Origin of the sequence: Sphingobium phenoxybenzoativorans (genome assembly GCF_018286635.1) — a bacterium.
Classification (GTDB): Bacteria; Pseudomonadota; Alphaproteobacteria; order Sphingomonadales; family Sphingomonadaceae; genus Sphingobium; species Sphingobium phenoxybenzoativorans.
In genome coordinates this window covers 1641862-1660896 of record NZ_CP073910.1, presented here as the reverse complement: position 1 = coordinate 1660896, position 19035 = coordinate 1641862, and the positions used below count along the sequence as shown (strand labels likewise).

Sequence of the window (19035 nt, the reverse complement as noted above, 5' to 3'; positions counted from 1 at the left end):
GGGCCCCCTTCCCCGCCGCCTCCAACTTACGCTGCGGGCTGCAGCATGTCGGTCATGCAGACCGAATCCAGACCAAGCGCATGGGTGAAGCGGCCCATCGCCATCCAACAACCGATAGCCAGGGTCAGTTCGGTGATCTCGGAATCGCTGAACGCCTCACGCATTTCATTCCAGAAATCGGCATCATAAGACAGATCGCGGGGATTCTCCGCGAGGCGCTCGGAATAATCCATCGCCAGCCGCTCCTGCGTATTGAACAGGCTGGAATTTTTCCAGTCGCTCACCGCCTGGTAAAACGCCTCATCCGGCTTCTGCCCGCCGCGTGCGACCAGCGAGGACGCCGTGTCACCGCCAATCGACTCCAGATAACCGTCGAGATGGTCGCCAGCGCGAAAATCCTGACAAACCAGGCATCCGTTGATCTGCGCCGTACGATATCGGGCCGCTTCTGCAACGCGCAACGGCAAGCGAAGCGACTGATATACGGAGCGGACGAAATTGCCCGCGGCCGACCCGATTTCCGGGGCGTATTGCCCCAGCACGAAGCCCAGCGGGTCAGCTCCATTCTGAGGTGGAACGTCTACATTCGGCATATCCATTCTCCTTACATAAATTATGGAATCGAAAAACGAGTCCAAATTGCGCGATATCACAAATATAAATTCCAAAAAATGCGATTCTTTTTGTAATATTATTCCACTTCTGGAGAGTAATAATGTCAGATATACTTGACCGAGATTGCAGAGATACGTGGATTATAAATCCAGATGCTCCAGAGGATAGCTTTGAAGCTAAGGCTCCTTATGTCGACAATGGCACGTCTCCCATTTCTGCCGAGAGATATTACAGTCTCGACTATATGGAGAAGGAACGGACCCATCTTTGGGCCAAGGTCTGGAACTGGGCTGCGCGCGAGGAGGATATCCCCGATGCCGGCGATTATGTCGTGTTCGAGCTTGGCCGCGAAAGCTTCATCATTACTCGCGATGATGACGATCGTATTCGCGCCTATTTCAACGTCTGCCCGCATCGTGGGAACCGGCTCGTGTCGGACGAAGGCGGGTCGCGTCCTGGCGGCTTCACCTGCCCGTTCCACAATTGGCGTTTCGACCTGGACGGCAAGATCGACCATGTGACCGACCGGGAAACCTTCCGGCCGGAGGCGCTTTGCCGCGATATGGACTTGACCGAAGTCCGCTGCGAAAGCTGGGAAGGCTTTGTGTTCATCAACATGGACAAGAATGCCAAGCCGCTCATCGAGCATCTTGGCCCGCTCCCCGCCCATGCGGTGCCCTATCGCCTTAAGGATATGCGGATCATGCGCCGCGTCCGGGCGGTCTGGGAATCCAACTGGAAGGTCGGAGTAGACGGTTTCAACGAGGCTTATCACGTCCACGCCATCCACCCGCAAATCCTGCCGGTATTTAACGACTATCATGCGCAGGTGGACCTCTATCCCAATGGGATGAGCCGTATGGTGACCAAGTTTGCCTATGAAAGCCCTCGGATGGATGTCGACGGCCTTAATCCCGGACTGCGCGCCACCATGAAGGAGGTTGGCATTGATCCCGACAGTTTCGAAGGACCCAAGGATACAGTGCGCCCCGCCGTTCAGGCCGCCAAGCGCGAACGGGCGGACCGTCTCGGCCTCGACTATTCCGGTTTCCTCGACAACCAGCTTACGGACGACTGGAACTATGACATCTTCCCGAACATTCAGGTGGGCATCCATCCTGAGGGTGTGAGCATGCTCTACTTCCGCCCGCACGCCACCGACCCGCGCAAGTTTGTGTTCGACGTGATCGTGATGATGCACCCGCAAGAAAATCCCGAAATCCTGCCGCCTGCCTATATGGGCTTGCCCGAAGGCTGGGACATCAGTGGCAAGGAACCTGCCGAGGTTCAGTATATTGACTGGCGGGAAGGCGGCCTTGGCGAAGTATTCGATCAGGACAGCAGCCTGTTCGCTGAAGTCCAGCGCGGCATTGAAAGCCTAGGGTTCCGGGGGTCAATCCTCTCCGAACAAGAACAGCGCATCGGCCATTTCCATGCGGAGTTGGATCGCTACATGAACGCCGCCCGATAATATTGCTCTGTTGCTGGATGTCTGACTGATGCTTTTCCTTTCCCGCCGTGCCGCGCTCACGGCTGTTTCAATCGTGGCGTTGTCGCTTGCCGGCTGCACCTCCGGTCCAGCGCCGGAAAACAAGACGGATGTGGCCGACATTGGCCCGGCGGGATGGCTCGCGCAATTGGCGGACGGCAGCGACGGAAGGGACTGGCCAGCTTTCGGGCGAACATATGGAGAGCAACATTATAGTCCGTTGGATCAGGTCAATGCAGAGACGGTGAAACGGCTCGGCCTTGCCTGGTCCTTTGATCTTCCTGCCGGAAATCCGGCAACGGGACCGATCGAGATTGACGGCGTCATCTATTTCGCTTCGGGATATAGTGTTGCCCGCGCGCTCGATGTGCGCACAGGCAAACTATTATGGTCCTACGATCCCAAAGCGCCAGAAGCCGCCGGGCACAAGCTGCGTCAGGGTTGGGGCAGCCGCGGCATCGCCTATTGGAATGGCAAGGTCTATATCGGAACGCAGGACGGCCGCCTGATCGCCATCGATGCCAAGACAGGCAAACCCGTATGGTCGACGATGACGATGGGCAAGGATGATCTGCGCTTCATCAGCGGACCGCCTCGCGCCTTTGACGGCATGGTCGTCATTGGCAATGGCGGCGCGGATGAGGCTGCTATCCGGGGCTATGCCACCGCCTATGATGCGGAAACGGGTCAGCAGAAATGGCGTTTCTATACCGTTCCCGGTAATCCGGCCGACGGTTTCGAAAACAAGGCCATGGAGATGGCGGCCGAAACCTGGTCCGGCGATTGGTGGAAATATGGCGGCGGCGGGACGGTCTGGAACGCAATCACCTACGACAAAGAAAGCGACACCATCTATCTCGGCACCGGCAACGGGTCGCCATGGAACCGCAAGATCAGGAGCGAGGGCAAGGGCGACAATCTGTTCCTTTGCTCCATCGTAGCGGTGAACGCTAAGACCGGGGCGTATAAATGGCATTACCAGATCAATCCCGGCGAGAGCTGGGACTATAACGCCGCCATGGACATGCAATTGGCGGACCTGTCCATCGACGGCAAGCCGCGCAAGGTGCTGATGACTGCGCCGAAGAACGGCTTTTTCTACGTTATTGACCGCACGAACGGAAAGCTGATCTCCGCAAAGCCGTTCGTCACGACGACTTGGGCGAAAAGCATCGACCTCAAGACCGGCCGCCCGGTTGAGGAGCCGAATATCCGCTATGAGGACGGCCCGGTAACCTTCAAACCCAGTCCAGCCGGAGCGCATAGCTGGACGCCGATGGCCTTCAGCCCGAAGCATGGCCTGGTCTATATTCCGGCTATCGACCTTCAGGTCACTTATGACGATACCGGCATCACGCGCGAGAATTGGAAGCGGAAGCCGGGCATGGCGCTGGATTATGGCGTGAACGCCAATGTGCAGCCCTCGCCGGGCGCGAAAGTGCTAAGCTATCTTGTCGCATGGGATCCGGTAACGCAAAAAGAAGCGTGGCGCCTGCCTACGCCGGGCCATTTCAACGGCGGCGTGATGGCCACGGGAGGCGGCCTGGTGTTCCAGGGCCATCCCGATTCCAGCTTCACAGCCTATGACGCAAAAACGGGCGGGACATTGTGGAACTTCGATGCGAAAGCGCCTGTCGTCGCGCCGCCGATCACCTATTCGGTCGATGGCAAGCAGTATGTGACGGTCATCGCAGGCATGGGAACCAGCGCTGGACTATTCGGCCCGCTGCTCCAGCAATTCGGCATCGATTACCGTGCACAGTCTCGTCGCGTCCTGACCTTCGTGCTGGATGGGAAGGCAACGCTCCCGGCGAAGGTCCCCTACAAACCACAGGCGGTCGACGACCCCGATTTCAAGCCCAATGCCGCGGCGGCAAAAGCGGGCGAGGATATTTTCAACGTCCGCTGCGCCGTATGCCATGGCGGCGGCGCGATCGCGGGCGGTACGGCGCCGGACCTGCGCACGTCGGGTGCGATCTTGTCGCCGGAAGCGATCACCTCGATCGTGCAGGACGGCGCACTGGTACCGAACGGCATGCCCCGGTTCGAAGAATTGAGCGCAGAGGACCGGGAAAATATCCGGCAGTATCTGCGCACCCGTTCCGATGATCTCCGCAAAGGGAGGCCTTAAAGAGCGCGCCCTCTCACTTGCTAAATGAGAGGGGGGGTCTAGAAATCACGCCATCTCGCGTTCACCCTGGGCTTATCGAAGCCCGTCCTGAGCGCCTGCCTTGCGGGCGGTCAAAGAGAGCCGCCCCCCTTACCGAAAGAGAGTGCAAGGCGTCGACAGGCTCAGCCCGAACGGCTTGAGAGATTTCGCGTTCAAAATCACGTCCCTCACATCCACCGCACCGGATCCTTGCCGTCCCAGTTGCGCGCCGTTTCCTTGATGCCGTCGAACAGCTCTTTCATCGCCGGAGTCATCTCGATCAGTTCGACCATCGTGCCGGGGAACAGCACATCGGTATCGAGGTAGGAAAAGCGCGAAATCGGCAGCACGCCTTCTGCGGCAACGCCGATTCCCGCCGCTCGCGCTGCCGCCATCTGCGCATCATAGTCGCTGGCGACAGTGCCCAGATGATGCACGCCCTTCCTCCCGGAATCCAGAAATTCGCGGTAAGTGGACGGGTCTTTACCGGGCTGGATGATCTCGATCATCGTGTCGCCGCTGTAGGACAGAGCGGCCGCTCCCAGAAAATCATAATCCGGCGCGACCCGTTCGCCGCGCACCTCCAGCCACTCCGCCTGCAACGGCACAGGGAACATGAAGAAGGGGCCAACCCCCATCGTCTTCACCATATGGTCGATCGCCGACTCCACGTCCTCGACCACATAAGCAATCTGGAAAACCGGTCCGAATAGCTGACTCATTGCCTGATCCTCTCCTGCAGACCTGTTTTTCGCGCTGTCCACGGCGGATCGTGCGAATCTGCTTGCAAAACAATCATGCATGTTTTTTTATTGGTGTCGATCCGCGCAAAGACGGAATTTTTCATCCGAAGGATGAGCATCAGGAGAGCTGGAGATGAAGTTCGACTTCAACCTGTGGGATATCCACATCGGCACGCCGCACCCGTTCAACGATCGCGCGCCTGTCATCGACAATGGCACTGCCCGCCCCACCGGGGCGCGATATCATGACAAGGCCTTTGCCGCCGCCGAGTGGGAGAAGGTGTTCGCGCGTAGCTGGCTGGTTGCCTGTCCCGTATCCGACGTGCGCGAGCCGGGCGACTTCGCCAAGTTCGACATCGGCCCGGAGAGCTTCATCATCGTCCACGGCGACGATGGCCAGATCCATGCCCATTACAATGTCTGCCCCCATCGCGGCAGCCAGCTTATCCTGTCTGACACTGGCTGCATCGGCCAGTTCACCTGCCCTTTCCATAGCTGGCAGTTCAGCCTGGAGGGTGAGAACCTTGCCGTCACGGACCCGGAAACTTTCCGGCCCGAAGTGCTGTGCCATGACCATAATATGACCTCCGTCCGTTGCGAGGTTGCCGCTGGTCTGGTGTTCATCTCGATGGACCCGCATATTGAGCCGCTGAAACAGTGGCTGGCGCCCATTCTTCCCCATCTCGAACTGTACGACATCGACAAGATGCATGTGGTGCAGCACCGCAAGTCCGACTGGGGGGCGAACTGGAAAGGCGGCGTCGACGCCTTCGCGGAAATCTACCACCTTCACGCCGTGCATCCCCAGACCCAGTGCCTGATGGACGATCGCACGCAGATCGATCTCTACCCCGGCGGTCTTAGCCGGCAGTTTGTGCCGTTCGCCCAACCGAGCCGGCGTTTCGAGGATCAGGAAAGCGTCAATCCCGGCATCGCCATGATGCTGCAGGATGCGGGCATCGATCCGGCAAGCTATAACGGCACCGCCCATGAGACACGCGCCGCCGTCCAACAGGCCAAGCGCAAACGGTCCGAACAATTCGGCCTGGGTTACGAGAAATTCAGCGACACACAGCTCAGCGACTCCACAGTCTACGGCCTGTTCCCCAACGCCCAGATCGGATGTCATCCAGAGGCTGTGTTCCTGCACCGGTTCATCCCGCATGCGACCGATCCCAACCAGTTCACCTACGACACCTGTATTCTTTACCGGCATATCGATGCGCCCGGTTATTGCGCGCCCGCGTGGATGGGACTTGGCGACGACATCGACATGACCGGCGCCACCCGGCCGGAAATCGTGCATACCGGCCTTGGCGAGCCTCCGGGGCTGGGCGAGGTGCTGGATCAAGACAGCGACCTGTTGCCCATCGTGCAGGCCGGCGCGCGGTCGCGCGGTTTCCGCGGTCCGCTCTGGAGCGAGCAGGAGGCGCGCCTGCGGCATTTCCATGTCGAGTTGGACAAGCGGATGAAGCAGGGGAACGACGCATGAACTATGATCCGCGAAGCTGGGCCGTTCACAAGGACAGCAAGCATCCGTTCGATGAGCCGGCCCCTTATATCGACAACGGATCTGCCCGTCCCGATCCCGCCCGCTATGTCGACCCCGGTTTCGCCGAAGCGGAATGGGAGAAGGTTTTCACCAAGACCTGGCTGCTCGCCGGTCCTTCCAGTGATGTCCGGGAGGCCGGGGACTGGATGCGCTTCGACATCGGCGTCGAATCCTTCATCATCGTGCGGAAGGATGATGGGCAGCTTGCCGCCCACTATAATGTCTGCCCCCATCGCGGCAGCCAGCTCGTCATGGGCGATGTCGGATCGCAGGGCAGCTTCTCCTGCCCGTTCCATAGCTGGAAGTTCGCGCTCGACGGCAGCAATCTGGCCGTGACAGACCCCGAAACCTTCCGCCCGGAAGTGCTCTGCCACGATATCGACCTTTCGTCGGTCCGGGTGGAGGAGGAAGCCGGTCTGGTTTTCATCTCCATGACCGACGACGTGCCGCCGCTCAGCGAATATCTCGGCACGATCCTGCCGATGATCGAGACCTATGAAATCGACAAGATGCATGTCGTGCAGCATCGCCGGTCCGACTGGGCGGCGAACTGGAAAGGCGGCATCGATGCGTTCTACGAAAGCTACCACCTCCACGCGATCCATCCGCAGACGATGGGCATGCTGGATGACCGCACCCATATCGACCTGTTCGACAATGGCATGAGCCGCCAGTTCGTCCCCTTCGGCCAGCCCAACTCCCACTTCCCCGACCAGCAGGGCATTAATCCGGGGATTGCGGTGATGCTTGAGGATGCCGGGCTGGACGCAAAGACCTTCCAGGGAACCGCCTATGAAAGCCGGTCGGCGATCGCGATGGCGAAGCGCGACCGCGCGGCGAAGCTGGGCCTTGATTATGACAAGTTCAGCGACGCGCAGTTGACGGACGCGACCATATTCGGCGTGTTTCCCAACGCGCAGATTGGCTGCCACCCCGAAGCCGTGTTTCTGCACCGGTTCAAGCCCCATGCGGACGATCCCAACCAGTTCACCTATGAAACGACGATCATGTACCGGCATATCGATGTGCCGGGTTATGGCGCGCCGCTCTGGATGGGGCTGGGTGATGAAGTCGACCTGACGGGTGAAACCCGGCCCGACGTCGTCCATACCAGCCTTGGCGAGCCGCCGGGCATGGGCGAGGTGCTGGACCAGGACAGCGACCTGCTGCCCATCGTGCAGGCCGGCGCCCGTTCGCGCGGTTTCCGTGGCCCTTTGTGGGGTGAGCAGGAAGCGCGCCTGCGCCACTTCCACGTCCATCTCGACAAGTGGATGGCCGAAGCGAAATAGGGCATCCCCGCGATCGGACAAAAGGCTGCCGCGAGACATCCCGGCAGCCTTTTTTTGCCGTTGGGCGGGGTTACAAACCATGTGGCGAATTGGGGCCAGGGGTGTCCGCGCCCACCCTTTTTTCGGGGCCGGACGGCGGTGCTGCCGCTCCGATGGCAAGGCAGAATACAGGCAGAAGCCCCGAACACGTCCTCATTGAAATATAAGGGATATTTGACCTAAGTTGCGGAAGTTGCGGGTTGCCATTGCATCCCGCAACTTTGCCCGATGGAAGGCCCTGCCTTCGCGAGATAGAGCGTCCGATGGCCATGCCGCGGCGAAGCGAAAACGTCTTCCTGATATCCCACATTTTCACATGCTCCCCACGACCGGCAAACCGTGGGGACCTATCATGGGCGAGAACATGTAGGACAGGAATGCGCGGGGACGCCCCCGCCGGACGCCATCAGAACGGCCGGATCGTCACTCCATTGTCGACCACCATTTCTGCCCCGGTGATGAAGCGTGATTCATCGGAGGCGAGGAACAGGATCATCGCCGCCACATCTTCCGGCGCACCGGCAGTGCCCGGCTTCAGCACACCCGATGGGATCACATTGGGTTTGCCCGGCCGTCCCTCGGCCAATTGGACCATCGGCGTTTCAATCGATCCGGGATGCACGGAGTTGCAGCGGATCTTATATCCTTTCTCCTGGCACATGACCGCGACCGATTTGGTCATCGACCGCACAGCGCCCTTGGCCGCAGAATAAGCGAAGAAGATCGGATAGCCCAGCAGGGCGCCGGTCGACGACATGTTGATGATGGAACCGCCGTCATTCTTGTTCATCAGCGGAATGGCGTATTTGCAGCCGAGAAACACGCCGTCACTCATGATCGCATTGACCCAGCGATATTGTTCCAGCGTCGTATCCTCGACGTCCGCGTTCAACACCACCCCGGCATTGTTGACCAGAATATCCAGACGGCCGAATTTCTCGTCGATGGCCTTCATGGTGTCGATCCACGCCTGTTCGGAGGCGACATCCAGAGCAAGCGCGATGGCGCCATTGCCGATCTGGTCGGCGACCTTCTGCGCCGTCTCCACCTTGACGTCAGTGACGACGACCTTCGCGCCCTCCCTGGCCAAGGCGACGCAATCGGCCGCGCCCAGCCCGGAGCCTCCGCCCGTCACAAGGGCTACCTTGCCTGCCACTCGTCCCATCCTGATCTCCTTTTTTCCGTCCGGTCGTCTCTCACGCCGGGACTGTTCGCATCGCAGCCTTTGGGCCTTCGCGCACCCTATCCCAAAGGCCGCCACAGTCCATATATAAAACATGCACGATTGTTTTTATTTTCGGGAGCGCTAGGAGGACTCCTTGGCAACAACGGGAGAGATCGCCGTGAACAGACCTTCCATCATCGGGACGAACCGCCGATGACCGCACATCTGGTAACCCCTCTTTCCGACCTGCCCGAAACCGGCAGCAAGGCCTTTGCCATAGCGGGCCGCTCAGTCCTGCTCTGCCGCTCGGCCGTCGGACTGTTCGCCACCGAAAATATGTGCAGCCACGCCTACGCCTTGCTGGAGGGCGGCAAGGTGAAGGGACATTATGTGTTCTGCCCCCTGCATGGCGTCCGGTTCGACCTGCGCGACGGCAGCCCAAGCGGCAACCTCACCAAAAAGCCGATCACCATCTATCCGGTCCATGTGTCCGATGATCAGGTCTATGTTGATCTGCCGGACAATTGATCCGTATCGGCGCATTTTCTTCGGCTACCCCTCCCCTTAATCGCCGATGAATGGAGTTAGGATCATAAAGTCCCTGATTATCCGGCGATATAAAATATCCTTCAACAACATCGCGAAATTATAAACAAATATAGGCGATGTTATTGAGAGTTATTATTATAAATTACTGTAATTTATCATTTTTATTAGTTTAATTTGTTTCACGGTTTCGCCATCTACGCGCCGTCAATGACAATGCTGACGCAAGTCAGTCCGGGATCGTTCGACTGGCGCGGGTCGCAAAGTGACGCTGGAGGACGGTCCCGGTTATATTGGCCCGGTTATACTGGCGCGGCTATATAGCTCCACCTGTCCGCGCCCCGCCCTCTAGCGGCAGGCTCGCCAGCCCATCTCTCCCCGTTCCGCCTGATCCAGATGCAGATGATCCCTGTGCGCGGCATTATAGTCCGGCGACAGAACCGTGGAGAACAGGCGGCACGCGCCATCCCGCACATCGTGAAGAAACAAGCCGCCGGGATCGTCGCCCGCCCAATCCCTTACTACGGTAATCCTGCGGCCGTCAGCCAGGACGAAACCGGATATGTCGATGGCGTCCGCCGTGGCATGTTCGCTGAAGTCGCCGGACGATCGCCCGTACATCCGGCGACAGCTATAGCTGCTGAAATGGGTGATGCGGACGACCGGCTGTCCGAACCGGCGTTGCGCGGCCGGTTGCACGACATGCCATTCCCACAGCTTCAGGGCGGCAACTACCGGGCAGGATGGCGCGACATCGACGGGGTCCAGGGCGATCGCGCCCTTGGCGGCCTGCGGACGTATCGCATCGGCATAGGCGCACTGCCCTTCTCCGCCAGGTTTCATCGCCACGAAGGGCACGCCCGCCTTGGCGAGCAGTTCCTGGCATGTCCGGGGATGGGCGGTCAGTCCGGCGAGCTTGCGTCCGGTGAACTGGCCGACGGGCTGGGCGAGATCGAGCGCCGTCCAGGGCAGATCCTGCGGCCGCCCTTTCAGCAAGGCATAAGCCGTCAGGGCCAATGCCATGGCGACGGCCATCCATATCGCCCACCGCATTACCCGGATCAGTCGCCTCAAGCCGCCTCGCCCAGTTCAGTAATTAAGCTTGGGATACCAGTCCGCAGGCCGTCCGCTAGGCGTCAGGTCCAGTATCGACCAGAGCGCCGCAATGTCCGGCGCATCGCGCGGGTCCTGACCGGGATCGGCCATCTCGCCCGTCATCTCGCTTGCCCAGAACAGCCGCACCGCATCGCCATCGCGTTGGAACACCACCAGCGCTGGATTCTCGCTGCCATCAGCATTGATAAGGCCAAGGTCGCGGGCATAATCGTCCCCGACCGTCTGAATGAAATTCAGGTCGCGCCAGCCGCGCTCCTGCGCGAACAGGAACTGCCGATCGACAGAGCTTCGCCCCAATATCTTCAGCGCCACCTGCTGCTTTATGTCGGCCGCATTGCCGTTCACCGCGCCAAGCCAGTTGGTGCACATCGGGCACGGACGCTCACGCTGCGGCCCGTACATCCAGAAATAGGTGACGAGCGTATCCTTGTCCCCGAACAGGTCCGGCAGCCCCACCTCGAACCCGTTTTCGTCCTTGAACCGATAATCCCTGGTTATGGCGGGTCCGGGCGGGAGCGCGCGCCGCTGTTCGACCAACCGGGTCATATGGCGGCGAAATTCGATCTCCTCAGCGAGCAGGGCTTGCCGCGCCTGCCTGTAGGCGTCGCTCTCACCCGGAAAAGGCGTTCTGGCCTTTGCGGCGAGTTGCTGTGCTGGAATCAATTCGGGGTTCGCCACGGCATGCCTCCCGGCTTCGGTCAGGATTTCACACCGCGCTGCGCTTCATGGGGCAAGGCGAAGGCGGCCCCTCCATAATACGCGGCGCAGCATTCCTGTTCCGAGGGGCCTTCGATCTGCCCCCGCAATTAGGGCGATGTCATGCGGGAAAAAGATACCGCCCCAGCTCAGTCAGACGCCGGCATAGAGCAGCGCCGCCCTACTTCTTCTTGCCGTCCTTCTTCGGCTTGCAGGTCGACGGGAACATCAGACATTTATATTTCGCGTCAGCCTCCGCCTTTTCCTTGATGGCGGCCTTTTCCGCAGGCGTAGGCGGCTTCCCGCCACCGGTCTGGCCGAAGGCAGGCGTGGCGAGCGCCAGCGTCATAACCCAGAGCATAGAGCGCATAAGACATCCCTTTCGATCGCGATCGATGGCGCGTTGATAGGCGATCTTCTCTCTCGCTCAGGTTAATGTAAATCCATGCCCGGATGATCCCCCGGCAATTTATGTCAAATAGGGCCAGGATATCCTGGCCGCCGCCAGTCACAGGCGAAAAGGCCACCGATATGGCGACACATCTATTCGGAAAAGGGATGGAAACCCTGGCGCACTCGGAGCGATTCGAACGCCCGACCCTCAGATTCGTAGTCTGATGCTCTATCCAGCTGAGCTACGAGTGCGCAAGGGAAGTGCGCAGATAGAAGGGGGAAACGGTTCTGGCAACCCCTTTTCCGTCGAATATCTGACAGCCCTTTGACGCTCCCTTGCCGCCGCCGCAACCAAACGCCCCATCGCCGGTTCTATGGGGACAGGATGCAGGAGGTTGGTGCAATGGTTATCACGGCGAATCTGTGGGTCATGCTGGGCATTACGCTGCTGATCGGCTTCATCTTCGGCCTGTTCGTCAGCAATGCCGGCAAGCACAAACGGCGCTGGCGGGAGGAAGCGCGGTTGCGCGAACGCCTGGAAAAAGAGCGGGCGGCCCTGATCCGGGATCGCGACAGCGCGCTGGCGCATCGCGACGCGCGCATAGCGGAGCTGGAGCGGAAGGATGCAACGCCAGCGCCAGTCAATCCAGCACCGGTCAATATCGCAGGCGGAACCGCGGCCGATGGCCGTGACAGACTGTCAGTGATCGCCGGGATCGATCCGCAGGACGAAATCCGCCTGAATGAAGCAGGCTATTATCGTTACGATCAAATCGCCCGCCTGGGATCATCGGATGAACGCGCGCTGGAAGATCAGATGCAACGGGGACGCGGGTCCATTCGCGACGAACATTGGCGCGAACAGGCAAAGTTGCTTGCCGACGGCAAGACCGACGAGCATCTGACGCGATACGGGGCGTCACACCGGGTGGTGTAACGCCCCGCACATTCTCTGCCTTAAGGGTCAGCCCTTCTTGAGCGCAGCCTGCGCCGCCGCCAACCGCGCGATAGGCACGCGATAGGGGGATGCCGATACATAATCGAGGCCGGTCTGCTCACAGAAGGCGATCGAGGCCGGATCGCCGCCATGCTCACCGCAAATGCCAAGCTTGATGCCGGGGCGCGTCTTGCGGCCACGCTCTGCGGCCAGCTCGATCAGCTCGCCCACACCTTCGACGTCGATGCTGACGAACGGATCGCGCGGGAAGATGCCCTTGTCGACATAGCTGCCCAGGAAACGGCCCGCGTCGTCGCGGCTGATGCCGATGGTGGTCTGGGTGAGGTCGTTGGTGCCGAACGAGAAGAATTCGCCCACCTCGGCAATCTCGCCCGCCTTCAGCGCGGCGCGCGGCAGCTCAATCATCGTGCCGGTCAGATATTCGACACTATCGGCCTGCTCCGCGAACACCTCCTGCGCGACGCGGTCGACGATAGCCTTCATCAGCTCCAGCTCACGCCTAGTGGCGACGAGCGGGATCATGACTTCAGGGATCGGCGCAGCGCCCGAACGCTTCTTGACGATCAGCGCCGCCTCAAAGATCGCCCGCGCCTGCATCTCGTAGATTTCGGGATAGGTCACGCCCAGGCGGCAACCGCGATGGCCCAGCATCGGATTGAATTCGTGCAGTTCCGATGCGCGGCGGCGCAGCTCATCGACGCCCACGCCCGCAGCCTTGGCCACTTCGGCAAACTCGGCTTCCTCATGCGGCAGGAATTCGTGCAGCGGCGGATCAAGCAGACGAATGGTCACTGGCAGGCCGGCCATCACCATGAAGATCTGCGCAAAGTCATCCCGCTGTTCAGGCAGCAGCTTCTCCAGCGCGTCGCGGCGGCCCTTCTCGCTGTCGGCCAGGATCATCTGGCGGACGGCGGTGATGCGCGCCGCGTCGAAGAACATATGTTCGGTGCGGCACAGGCCCACGCCCTCCGCGCCGAATTCCCGCGCGGTCTTGCAGTCCTGCGGCGTTTCCGCATTGGCGCGCACGCGCAGGCGGCGGACCTTGTCGGCCCATACCATCAGCGTGCCGAAATCGCCCGCCAGCTCCGGCTGCACGGTCGGGACCTCGCCCGCCATCACTTCGCCGGTCGATCCGTCGATGGTGACGATATCGCCTTCGGTCAGTTCGCGGCCGCCGATGCGCAGCGTTTTCGCCTTGGCGTCGATCGACATGCTGCCCGCGCCGGACACGCAGGGACGGCCCATGCCGCGGGCCACCACGGCGGCGTGGCTGGTCATGCCGCCGCGCGCGGTCAGGATGCCCTTGGCCGCATGCATGCCGTGAATATCCTCCGGCGATGTCTCGGTGCGGACCAGGATGACGGCGTCGCCCAGTTCATTGCGCCGCTCGGCCGTGTCTGCGTCGAACACGACGATGCCCGATGCCGCGCCCGGCGAGGCCGGAAGCCCCTTGGTCAGCACGTCGCGCGGCGCCTTGGGATCGAGCGTCGGGTGCAGAAGCTGGTCGAGCGCGGCCGGGTCGACACGGGCGACGGCCTCCTCCTGCGTGATCAGCCCCTCGCCCGCCATATCCACGGCGATCTTCAGCGCAGCCTTGGCGGTGCGCTTGCCGGACCGGGTCTGCAGCATCCACAGCTTGCCCTGCTGCACGGTGAACTCGATGTCCTGCATGTCGCGGTAATGGGTTTCGAGGATGTTGAAGACCTTCGCCAGCTCGGCATAGGTTTCCGGCATCGCTTCTTCCATCGACAGCGGCTTGGCGCCCGCCCGCTCACGCGCGGCGGTGGTCAGATATTGCGGCGTGCGGATGCCCGCGACGACATCCTCGCCCTGCGCATTGATCAGGAACTCGCCATAATAGACATTCTCGCCGGTCGCCGGATCGCGGGTGAACGCCACGCCGGTCGCGGAGGTGTCGCCCATATTGCCGAACACCATCGCCTGCACATTGACGGCTGTGCCCCAGTCGCCCGGAATGTCGTTCAGGCGGCGATAGACCTTCGCGCGGTCGGCCTGCCAGCTTCCGAACACGGCGCTGATCGCGCCCCAGAGCTGGTCATTCACGTCCTGCGGGAAGGGCTTGCCCCACTGCTTCTCGACAATCGTCTTATATTCGGCGACCAGCCCCTTCCAGTCGTCGGCGGTCATCTCCGTATCGAGCGTATAGCCCTGATCTTCCTTGGCGATCTCCAGCGCTTCCTCGAACGCGCCATGGTCCAGCTCCAGCACGACGTCGGAATACATCTGGATGAAACGGCGATAGCTGTCCCAGGCGAAACGCTCGTCGCCCGAAGCCGAGGCGAGGCCGATAACGGTGCGGTCGTTGAGGCCCAGGTTCAGAACCGTGTCCATCATGCCCGGCATCGACACGCGCGCGCCGGAACGGACGGACACCAGCAGCGGATCGGCCTGGTCACCGAAGCGCTTGCCGGTGACGCCCTCAATATGGGCGATGCCGCCCGCCACTTCCGCATTCAGGCTATCTGGATACACTTCTCCGTCAACATAGTAACGGGTGCACATTTCGGTGGTGATGGTGAAGCCCGGAGGAACCGGCAGGCCGATGGACGCCATGCCATCCAGATTGGCGCCTTTGCCGCCCAGCAAATTCTTGTTGCCATTCCCGCCGTCATTCACGCCGCCCCCAAAGCGGTAGACGTAGCGGGTGTCAGTCGTCGCAGTCTTCAGGCTTTCAGCTTCCATCACTTCCACCATTTCCGGCCCTTTATTCGGAACGTCACGGGCCATGTTGTGCATTGCAGCAAGGATTCGATCAAGTGTCGCGCGACCAGTTGAGGCTTTAGTCCCGTTACGGGGCAGCATTGTTAACGCCGTTGACGCGGACGAACCTCTATTTTCTCAAAAGTCTATACAGTTTTCCCGTCCACTTCCAACGCCCTGTTTTCAGGGACTCGGAACGAACGCCTATCCTTCTATCCGGGAGAAATCCGCAACGCCATGCACCGCGTCACGCATCCGCGCGAGCAGATCGAGCCGGGCGTGACGCTTGACCGGATCAGCGTCGTTGACGGTCACGGCATCGAAAAAGGCGTCGATCGGCGCGCGAAGTGTGGCCAGCGCGGCCATTGCCCCTTCGAAATCCTCGTGCGCCACCGCCGCGGCCGCCCGCGGCTGCGCGGCGTCGAGCGCGGCGATCAGCGCCGCCTCGGCAGGTTCGGGTGTGTAGGACAGCGCGCCCGCTGGATCGGCATGGCCCAGCTTCGCCACCGCGTCCGCCACATCGGGCTGCCCGACCATGACGAAGGGGTCCTCCTCGCCTGTCTGCGGAATCCCCTGCTCCGCCTCATCCGCCATGACGGTTTCCGGCTCGCCCCAATTTTCTTTTTTGAGGATATTGGCCGCGCGCTTGTACCCGGCGAGGAGATTTGTCCCGTCCTCGGTGGAGATGAAGGATTGCAGCGCAAAAGCCCGATTGGCCACCCGATCTAATCTGCCATCGTCACGAGCGTCCCAACGACGAGATGCTTCCACAAAATCATGCCGGATGCCCCTCTCTCGCAATTGTACAGACAAACGATCCAACAAGAAATCTGGAATGCTCGTTAAAAGCTTTCTGCGGTTAATATCGCGATCCGACAGAATTGCGCGGGGATCAGTCTGCCCAAGCCAAAATTCTATCGGCGCATCAGTGTGTATCTGTAGTCCGTTATCTAAAATAATCCGGATAGATGCCAATGCGGCCCTGCGAAGTGCAAAGGGATCCTTAGACCCGGTGGGATACTCTTTAATATCAAAGAAACTTAATAGCGTATCCAGCTTGTCCGCCAGCGACACAGCCACAGTCACCGGCGCGGTCGGCACTTCGTCGCCCTGCCCGACCGGCTTGTAATGGTCGCGGATCGCGTCGGCCACGGCGTCCGGCAGGCCCTCGGCGCGGGCGTAATAGCCGCCCATGACGCCCTGCAACTCCGGGAATTCCCCGACCATCTCGGTGACGAGATCGGCCTTGGCCAGCCGCGCCGCCTGTTCGGCGAGGTCCGCCAATTCTTCCTTTGTCACCCCTGCGGAGGCAAGGGTCCCGCTGCCTTGATCGATCGCTGGCGAAGTAAGCGGGATCCCTGCCTTCGCGGGGATGACGGATGTGGCTCCCCGAGTAGGATTCGAACCTACGGCCGAAACAATCCCCCCCTCCACCAGCCACCGGGCCAGCTTCGCTACCCGCTCCACCTTGTCGGCGACAGTGCCCAGCTTCTCGTGGAAGGTGATCCGCTCCAGCTTCTTCGCCTGCTCGGCGAGCGGCGTCTTGCGGTCCTGTTCCCAGAAGAAGCGCGCATCGGAAAGCCGCGCGGCAAGCACCTTGCGGTTGCCCGCGACGATTGCCGCGCCGCCATCCTTCGCCTCGATATTCGCCGTGCAGATGAAGGCGGGCGCGAGTTTCCCGTCCGCTTCCTGAACCACGAAATATTTCTGGTTCACGCGCAGAGTGAGCTGGATGACCTCCGGCGGCACCTCAAGAAAAGCTGGGTCGAAATCGCCGATCAGCGGCACCGGCCATTCGGTGAGGCCCGCATTCTCTGCGACAAGCCCCTTGTCCTCGACCAGCGCATAGCCTTGGGACTCGGCAGCCTCTGCAGCCTTCGCGGCGATGATCTCCTGCCGCTCCTGATGGCTGACGATCACATGGCAGGCGCGCAGCTTCTCTGCATAATCACCCGCCCCGCCGATCGTAATCTCGCCTGCATGATGAAAGCGATGCCCAAGCGTCGTGAAGCCGGAGCGAACCCCGTCAATCTCCATCTCGACCAGATCATCGCCCAGTATCGCAACGATGCCCTGCAACGGACGGACCCAGCGCAGGCTCTCGGTCGTCTGGCTTGCTTTCCCCCAGCGCATCGATTTGGGCCAAGGGAAGGCGCGCACGATCGCCGGAATCGCTTCGGCCAGCACATCGCTGGTGGCGCGGCCCGGCTTCTCGATCACCGCGAACAAGATGGCGTTGCCCTTCGCGTCCGCCCGCTCGACAAGCTGCTCGCGCGACAGACCGGTGGAGCGCAGGAAGCCCTCCAGCGCCTGCGCCGGAGCGTCAGCGCGCGGTCCCTTGCGCTCCTCGCTCACCGGCTCGGTTTGCAGCGGCAGGCCGCGCGCGATCAAAGCAAGGCGGCGCGGCGTGACGAAGGAGTCGATGACGTCCGGCTTCAAGCCGGCCTTCGCCAGCTCCTCAGTGAACAGGCGCGCCAGATCCTCCGACGCCTTCAACTGCATGCGCGCGGGGATTTCCTCACAGCGCAGTTCGAGCAGGAAATCGGTCATCACGCCGCGCCCCATTGATCCGTTCGCCCTGAGCGAAGTCGAAGGGCTGGCCTGAACGAAGTGAAGGCGCCTCGCTGCGCTCGGCGGCACCCTTCGACAAGCTCAAGGCGAACGGTTGGAGTGAACCCTCCCATCACGCCGCCCACCCGTTCGTCTTCATCCACGCCTCGCAACTGCCTTTCGCCAGATCGCGCACCCGTGCGATATAGCTGGCGCGCTCCTGCACGGAGATGACGCCCCGCGCCTGCAACAGGTTGAACACATGGCTGGCCTTGATCGCCTGGTCATAGGCAGCGAGCGGCACATCCTCGGCGATACATTTCTGGCATTCCGCCTCCGCATCCTTGAACCAGCGGAACAGCTTCTCGGTATCGGCGATTTCGAAGTTCCACTTCGACATCTGCTTCTCATTTTCCAGGAAGACGTCGCCGTAAGTGACTCCGGCGTCATTGAATTTCAGGTCGTATACGCTGTCGACGCCCTGGATATACATGGCCAGCCGCTCCAGCCCGTAGGTCAGCTCGCCCGCCACGGGCTTGCAGTCGAAACCGCCCATCTGCTGGAAATAGGTGAACTGCGTCACCTCCATGCCATCGCACCACACTTCCCAGCCAAGGCCCCAGGCGCCCAGCGTCGGGCTTTCCCAGTCGTCCTCGACAAAGCGGATGTCGTGCACCAACGGATCGATGCCGATCTCCGCAAGGCTGCCCAGGTACAGCTCCTGCAGGTTCGCAGGGCTAGGCTTCATGATCACCTGATACTGGTAATAATGCTGCAACCGGTTGGGATTTTCGCCATAGCGGCCGTCCGTCGGGCGGCGGCTCGGCTGGACATAGGCGGCATTCCACGGATTTGGGCCAAGGCTGCGCAGGGTGGTCGCGGGATGGAAAGTGCCCGCGCCAACCTCCATGTCATAGGGCTGCAGGATGACGCAGCCCTGCTTGCTCCAATAGGCATGGAGGGTCAGGATCAGGTCCTGGAAAGAAAGGGGTTCGCCTTCGCGCACGCTGTCTG

15 protein-coding genes and 1 tRNA gene are annotated in these 19035 nt (G+C 61.0%); 6 read left to right on the top strand and 10 right to left on the bottom strand.

All coding sequences use genetic code 11. The annotated features are described in order from the left end of the window. Positions 1-26: 26 nt before the first annotated feature. Positions 27-593 carry a carboxymuconolactone decarboxylase family protein gene (locus KFK14_RS08030; RefSeq protein WP_212610501.1) on the bottom strand — a complete coding sequence of 189 codons (567 nt, stop codon included), beginning with the start codon at positions 591-593 and terminating at the stop codon, positions 27-29. A gap of 266 nt (positions 594-859) precedes the next feature. On the opposite strand from KFK14_RS08030, the gene KFK14_RS08025 reads away from it, so the two are divergent. Together KFK14_RS08025 and KFK14_RS08020 are read left to right on the top strand one after the other, a co-directional pair. Then, positions 860-2086, top strand: a complete 1227-nt coding sequence (locus tag KFK14_RS08025) for an aromatic ring-hydroxylating dioxygenase subunit alpha (protein ID WP_212610500.1) — start codon at positions 860-862, stop codon at positions 2084-2086. A gap of 28 nt (positions 2087-2114) precedes the next feature. Then, complete coding sequence (locus tag KFK14_RS08020) at positions 2115-4235, top strand: PQQ-dependent dehydrogenase, methanol/ethanol family (protein WP_212610499.1); 2121 nt, start codon at positions 2115-2117, stop codon at positions 4233-4235. Between the two features lie 206 nt (positions 4236-4441). Here KFK14_RS08020 and KFK14_RS08015 read toward each other — a convergent pair whose 3' ends face one another. Then, the gene (locus tag KFK14_RS08015; RefSeq protein WP_070152519.1) at positions 4442-4975 is read right to left on the bottom strand and encodes a VOC family protein; all 534 of its coding nucleotides are present in this window, start codon (positions 4973-4975) and stop codon (positions 4442-4444) included. Between the two features lie 154 nt (positions 4976-5129). Here KFK14_RS08015 and KFK14_RS08010 point away from each other — a divergent pair, with 154 nt between their 5' ends. Next, on the top strand, positions 5130-6488 hold the full coding sequence (locus tag KFK14_RS08010) for an aromatic ring-hydroxylating oxygenase subunit alpha (protein ID WP_070152522.1): 1359 nt from the start codon (positions 5130-5132) through the stop codon (positions 6486-6488). Beyond that, on the top strand, positions 6485-7837 hold the full coding sequence (locus KFK14_RS08005; RefSeq protein ID WP_212610498.1) for an aromatic ring-hydroxylating oxygenase subunit alpha: 1353 nt from the start codon (positions 6485-6487) through the stop codon (positions 7835-7837). Before KFK14_RS08010 ends, KFK14_RS08005 begins: the two co-directional genes overlap by 4 nt. Before the next feature lie 445 nt (positions 7838-8282). Here the strand turns inward: KFK14_RS08005 and KFK14_RS08000 are convergent, their stop codons facing one another. Further along, on the bottom strand, positions 8283-9041 hold the full coding sequence (locus tag KFK14_RS08000; protein ID WP_212610497.1) for an SDR family oxidoreductase: 759 nt from the start codon (positions 9039-9041) through the stop codon (positions 8283-8285). 213 nt (positions 9042-9254) lie between these two features. Here KFK14_RS08000 and KFK14_RS07995 point away from each other — a divergent pair, with 213 nt between their 5' ends. Continuing rightward, positions 9255-9569: a Rieske (2Fe-2S) protein gene (locus tag KFK14_RS07995; protein WP_212610496.1), complete on the top strand. Its 315-nt coding sequence runs from the start codon at positions 9255-9257 to the stop codon at positions 9567-9569. Between the two features lie 366 nt (positions 9570-9935). Here KFK14_RS07995 and KFK14_RS07990 read toward each other — a convergent pair whose 3' ends face one another. The 4 genes from KFK14_RS07990 to KFK14_RS07975 all read right to left on the bottom strand — a co-directional run bounded on the left by KFK14_RS07990 (position 9936) and on the right by KFK14_RS07975 (position 12044). Next, positions 9936-10622 carry an extensin-like domain-containing protein gene (locus KFK14_RS07990; protein ID WP_246524962.1) on the bottom strand — a complete coding sequence of 229 codons (687 nt, stop codon included), beginning with the start codon at positions 10620-10622 and terminating at the stop codon, positions 9936-9938. Positions 10623-10676: 54 nt separating this feature from the next. Continuing rightward, a complete protein-coding gene (locus KFK14_RS07985; RefSeq protein ID WP_212610495.1) occupies positions 10677-11381 on the bottom strand; it encodes a DUF899 family protein in 705 nt (234 codons plus the stop codon). A 199-nt stretch (positions 11382-11580) separates the two neighbouring features. Further along, entirely contained in the window at positions 11581-11769 is a 189-nt protein-coding gene (locus KFK14_RS07980; RefSeq protein ID WP_139139169.1) for a hypothetical protein, read from the bottom strand. 198 nt (positions 11770-11967) lie between these two features. Beyond that, positions 11968-12044 (bottom strand) — tRNA-Arg (locus KFK14_RS07975). A gap of 151 nt (positions 12045-12195) precedes the next feature. On the opposite strand from KFK14_RS07975, the gene KFK14_RS07970 reads away from it, so the two are divergent. After that, positions 12196-12729, top strand: coding sequence for a hypothetical protein (locus KFK14_RS07970; RefSeq protein WP_212610494.1), 534 nt, complete (start codon positions 12196-12198; stop codon positions 12727-12729). 27 nt (positions 12730-12756) lie between these two features. On the opposite strand, the gene ppdK is transcribed toward KFK14_RS07970, so the two are convergent. From ppdK to KFK14_RS07955, 3 genes are all read right to left on the bottom strand, one after another. Further along, entirely contained in the window at positions 12757-15453 is a 2697-nt protein-coding gene (gene ppdK / locus KFK14_RS07965; protein ID WP_212611082.1) for a pyruvate, phosphate dikinase, read from the bottom strand. 222 nt (positions 15454-15675) lie between these two features. After that, entirely contained in the window at positions 15676-18021 is a 2346-nt protein-coding gene (gene glyS / locus KFK14_RS07960) for a glycine--tRNA ligase subunit beta (protein ID WP_212610493.1), read from the bottom strand. Between the two features lie 133 nt (positions 18022-18154). Next, the gene (locus tag KFK14_RS07955) at positions 18155-19027 is read right to left on the bottom strand and encodes a glycine--tRNA ligase subunit alpha (protein ID WP_070152652.1); all 873 of its coding nucleotides are present in this window, start codon (positions 19025-19027) and stop codon (positions 18155-18157) included. Positions 19028-19035: the final 8 nt, after the last annotated feature.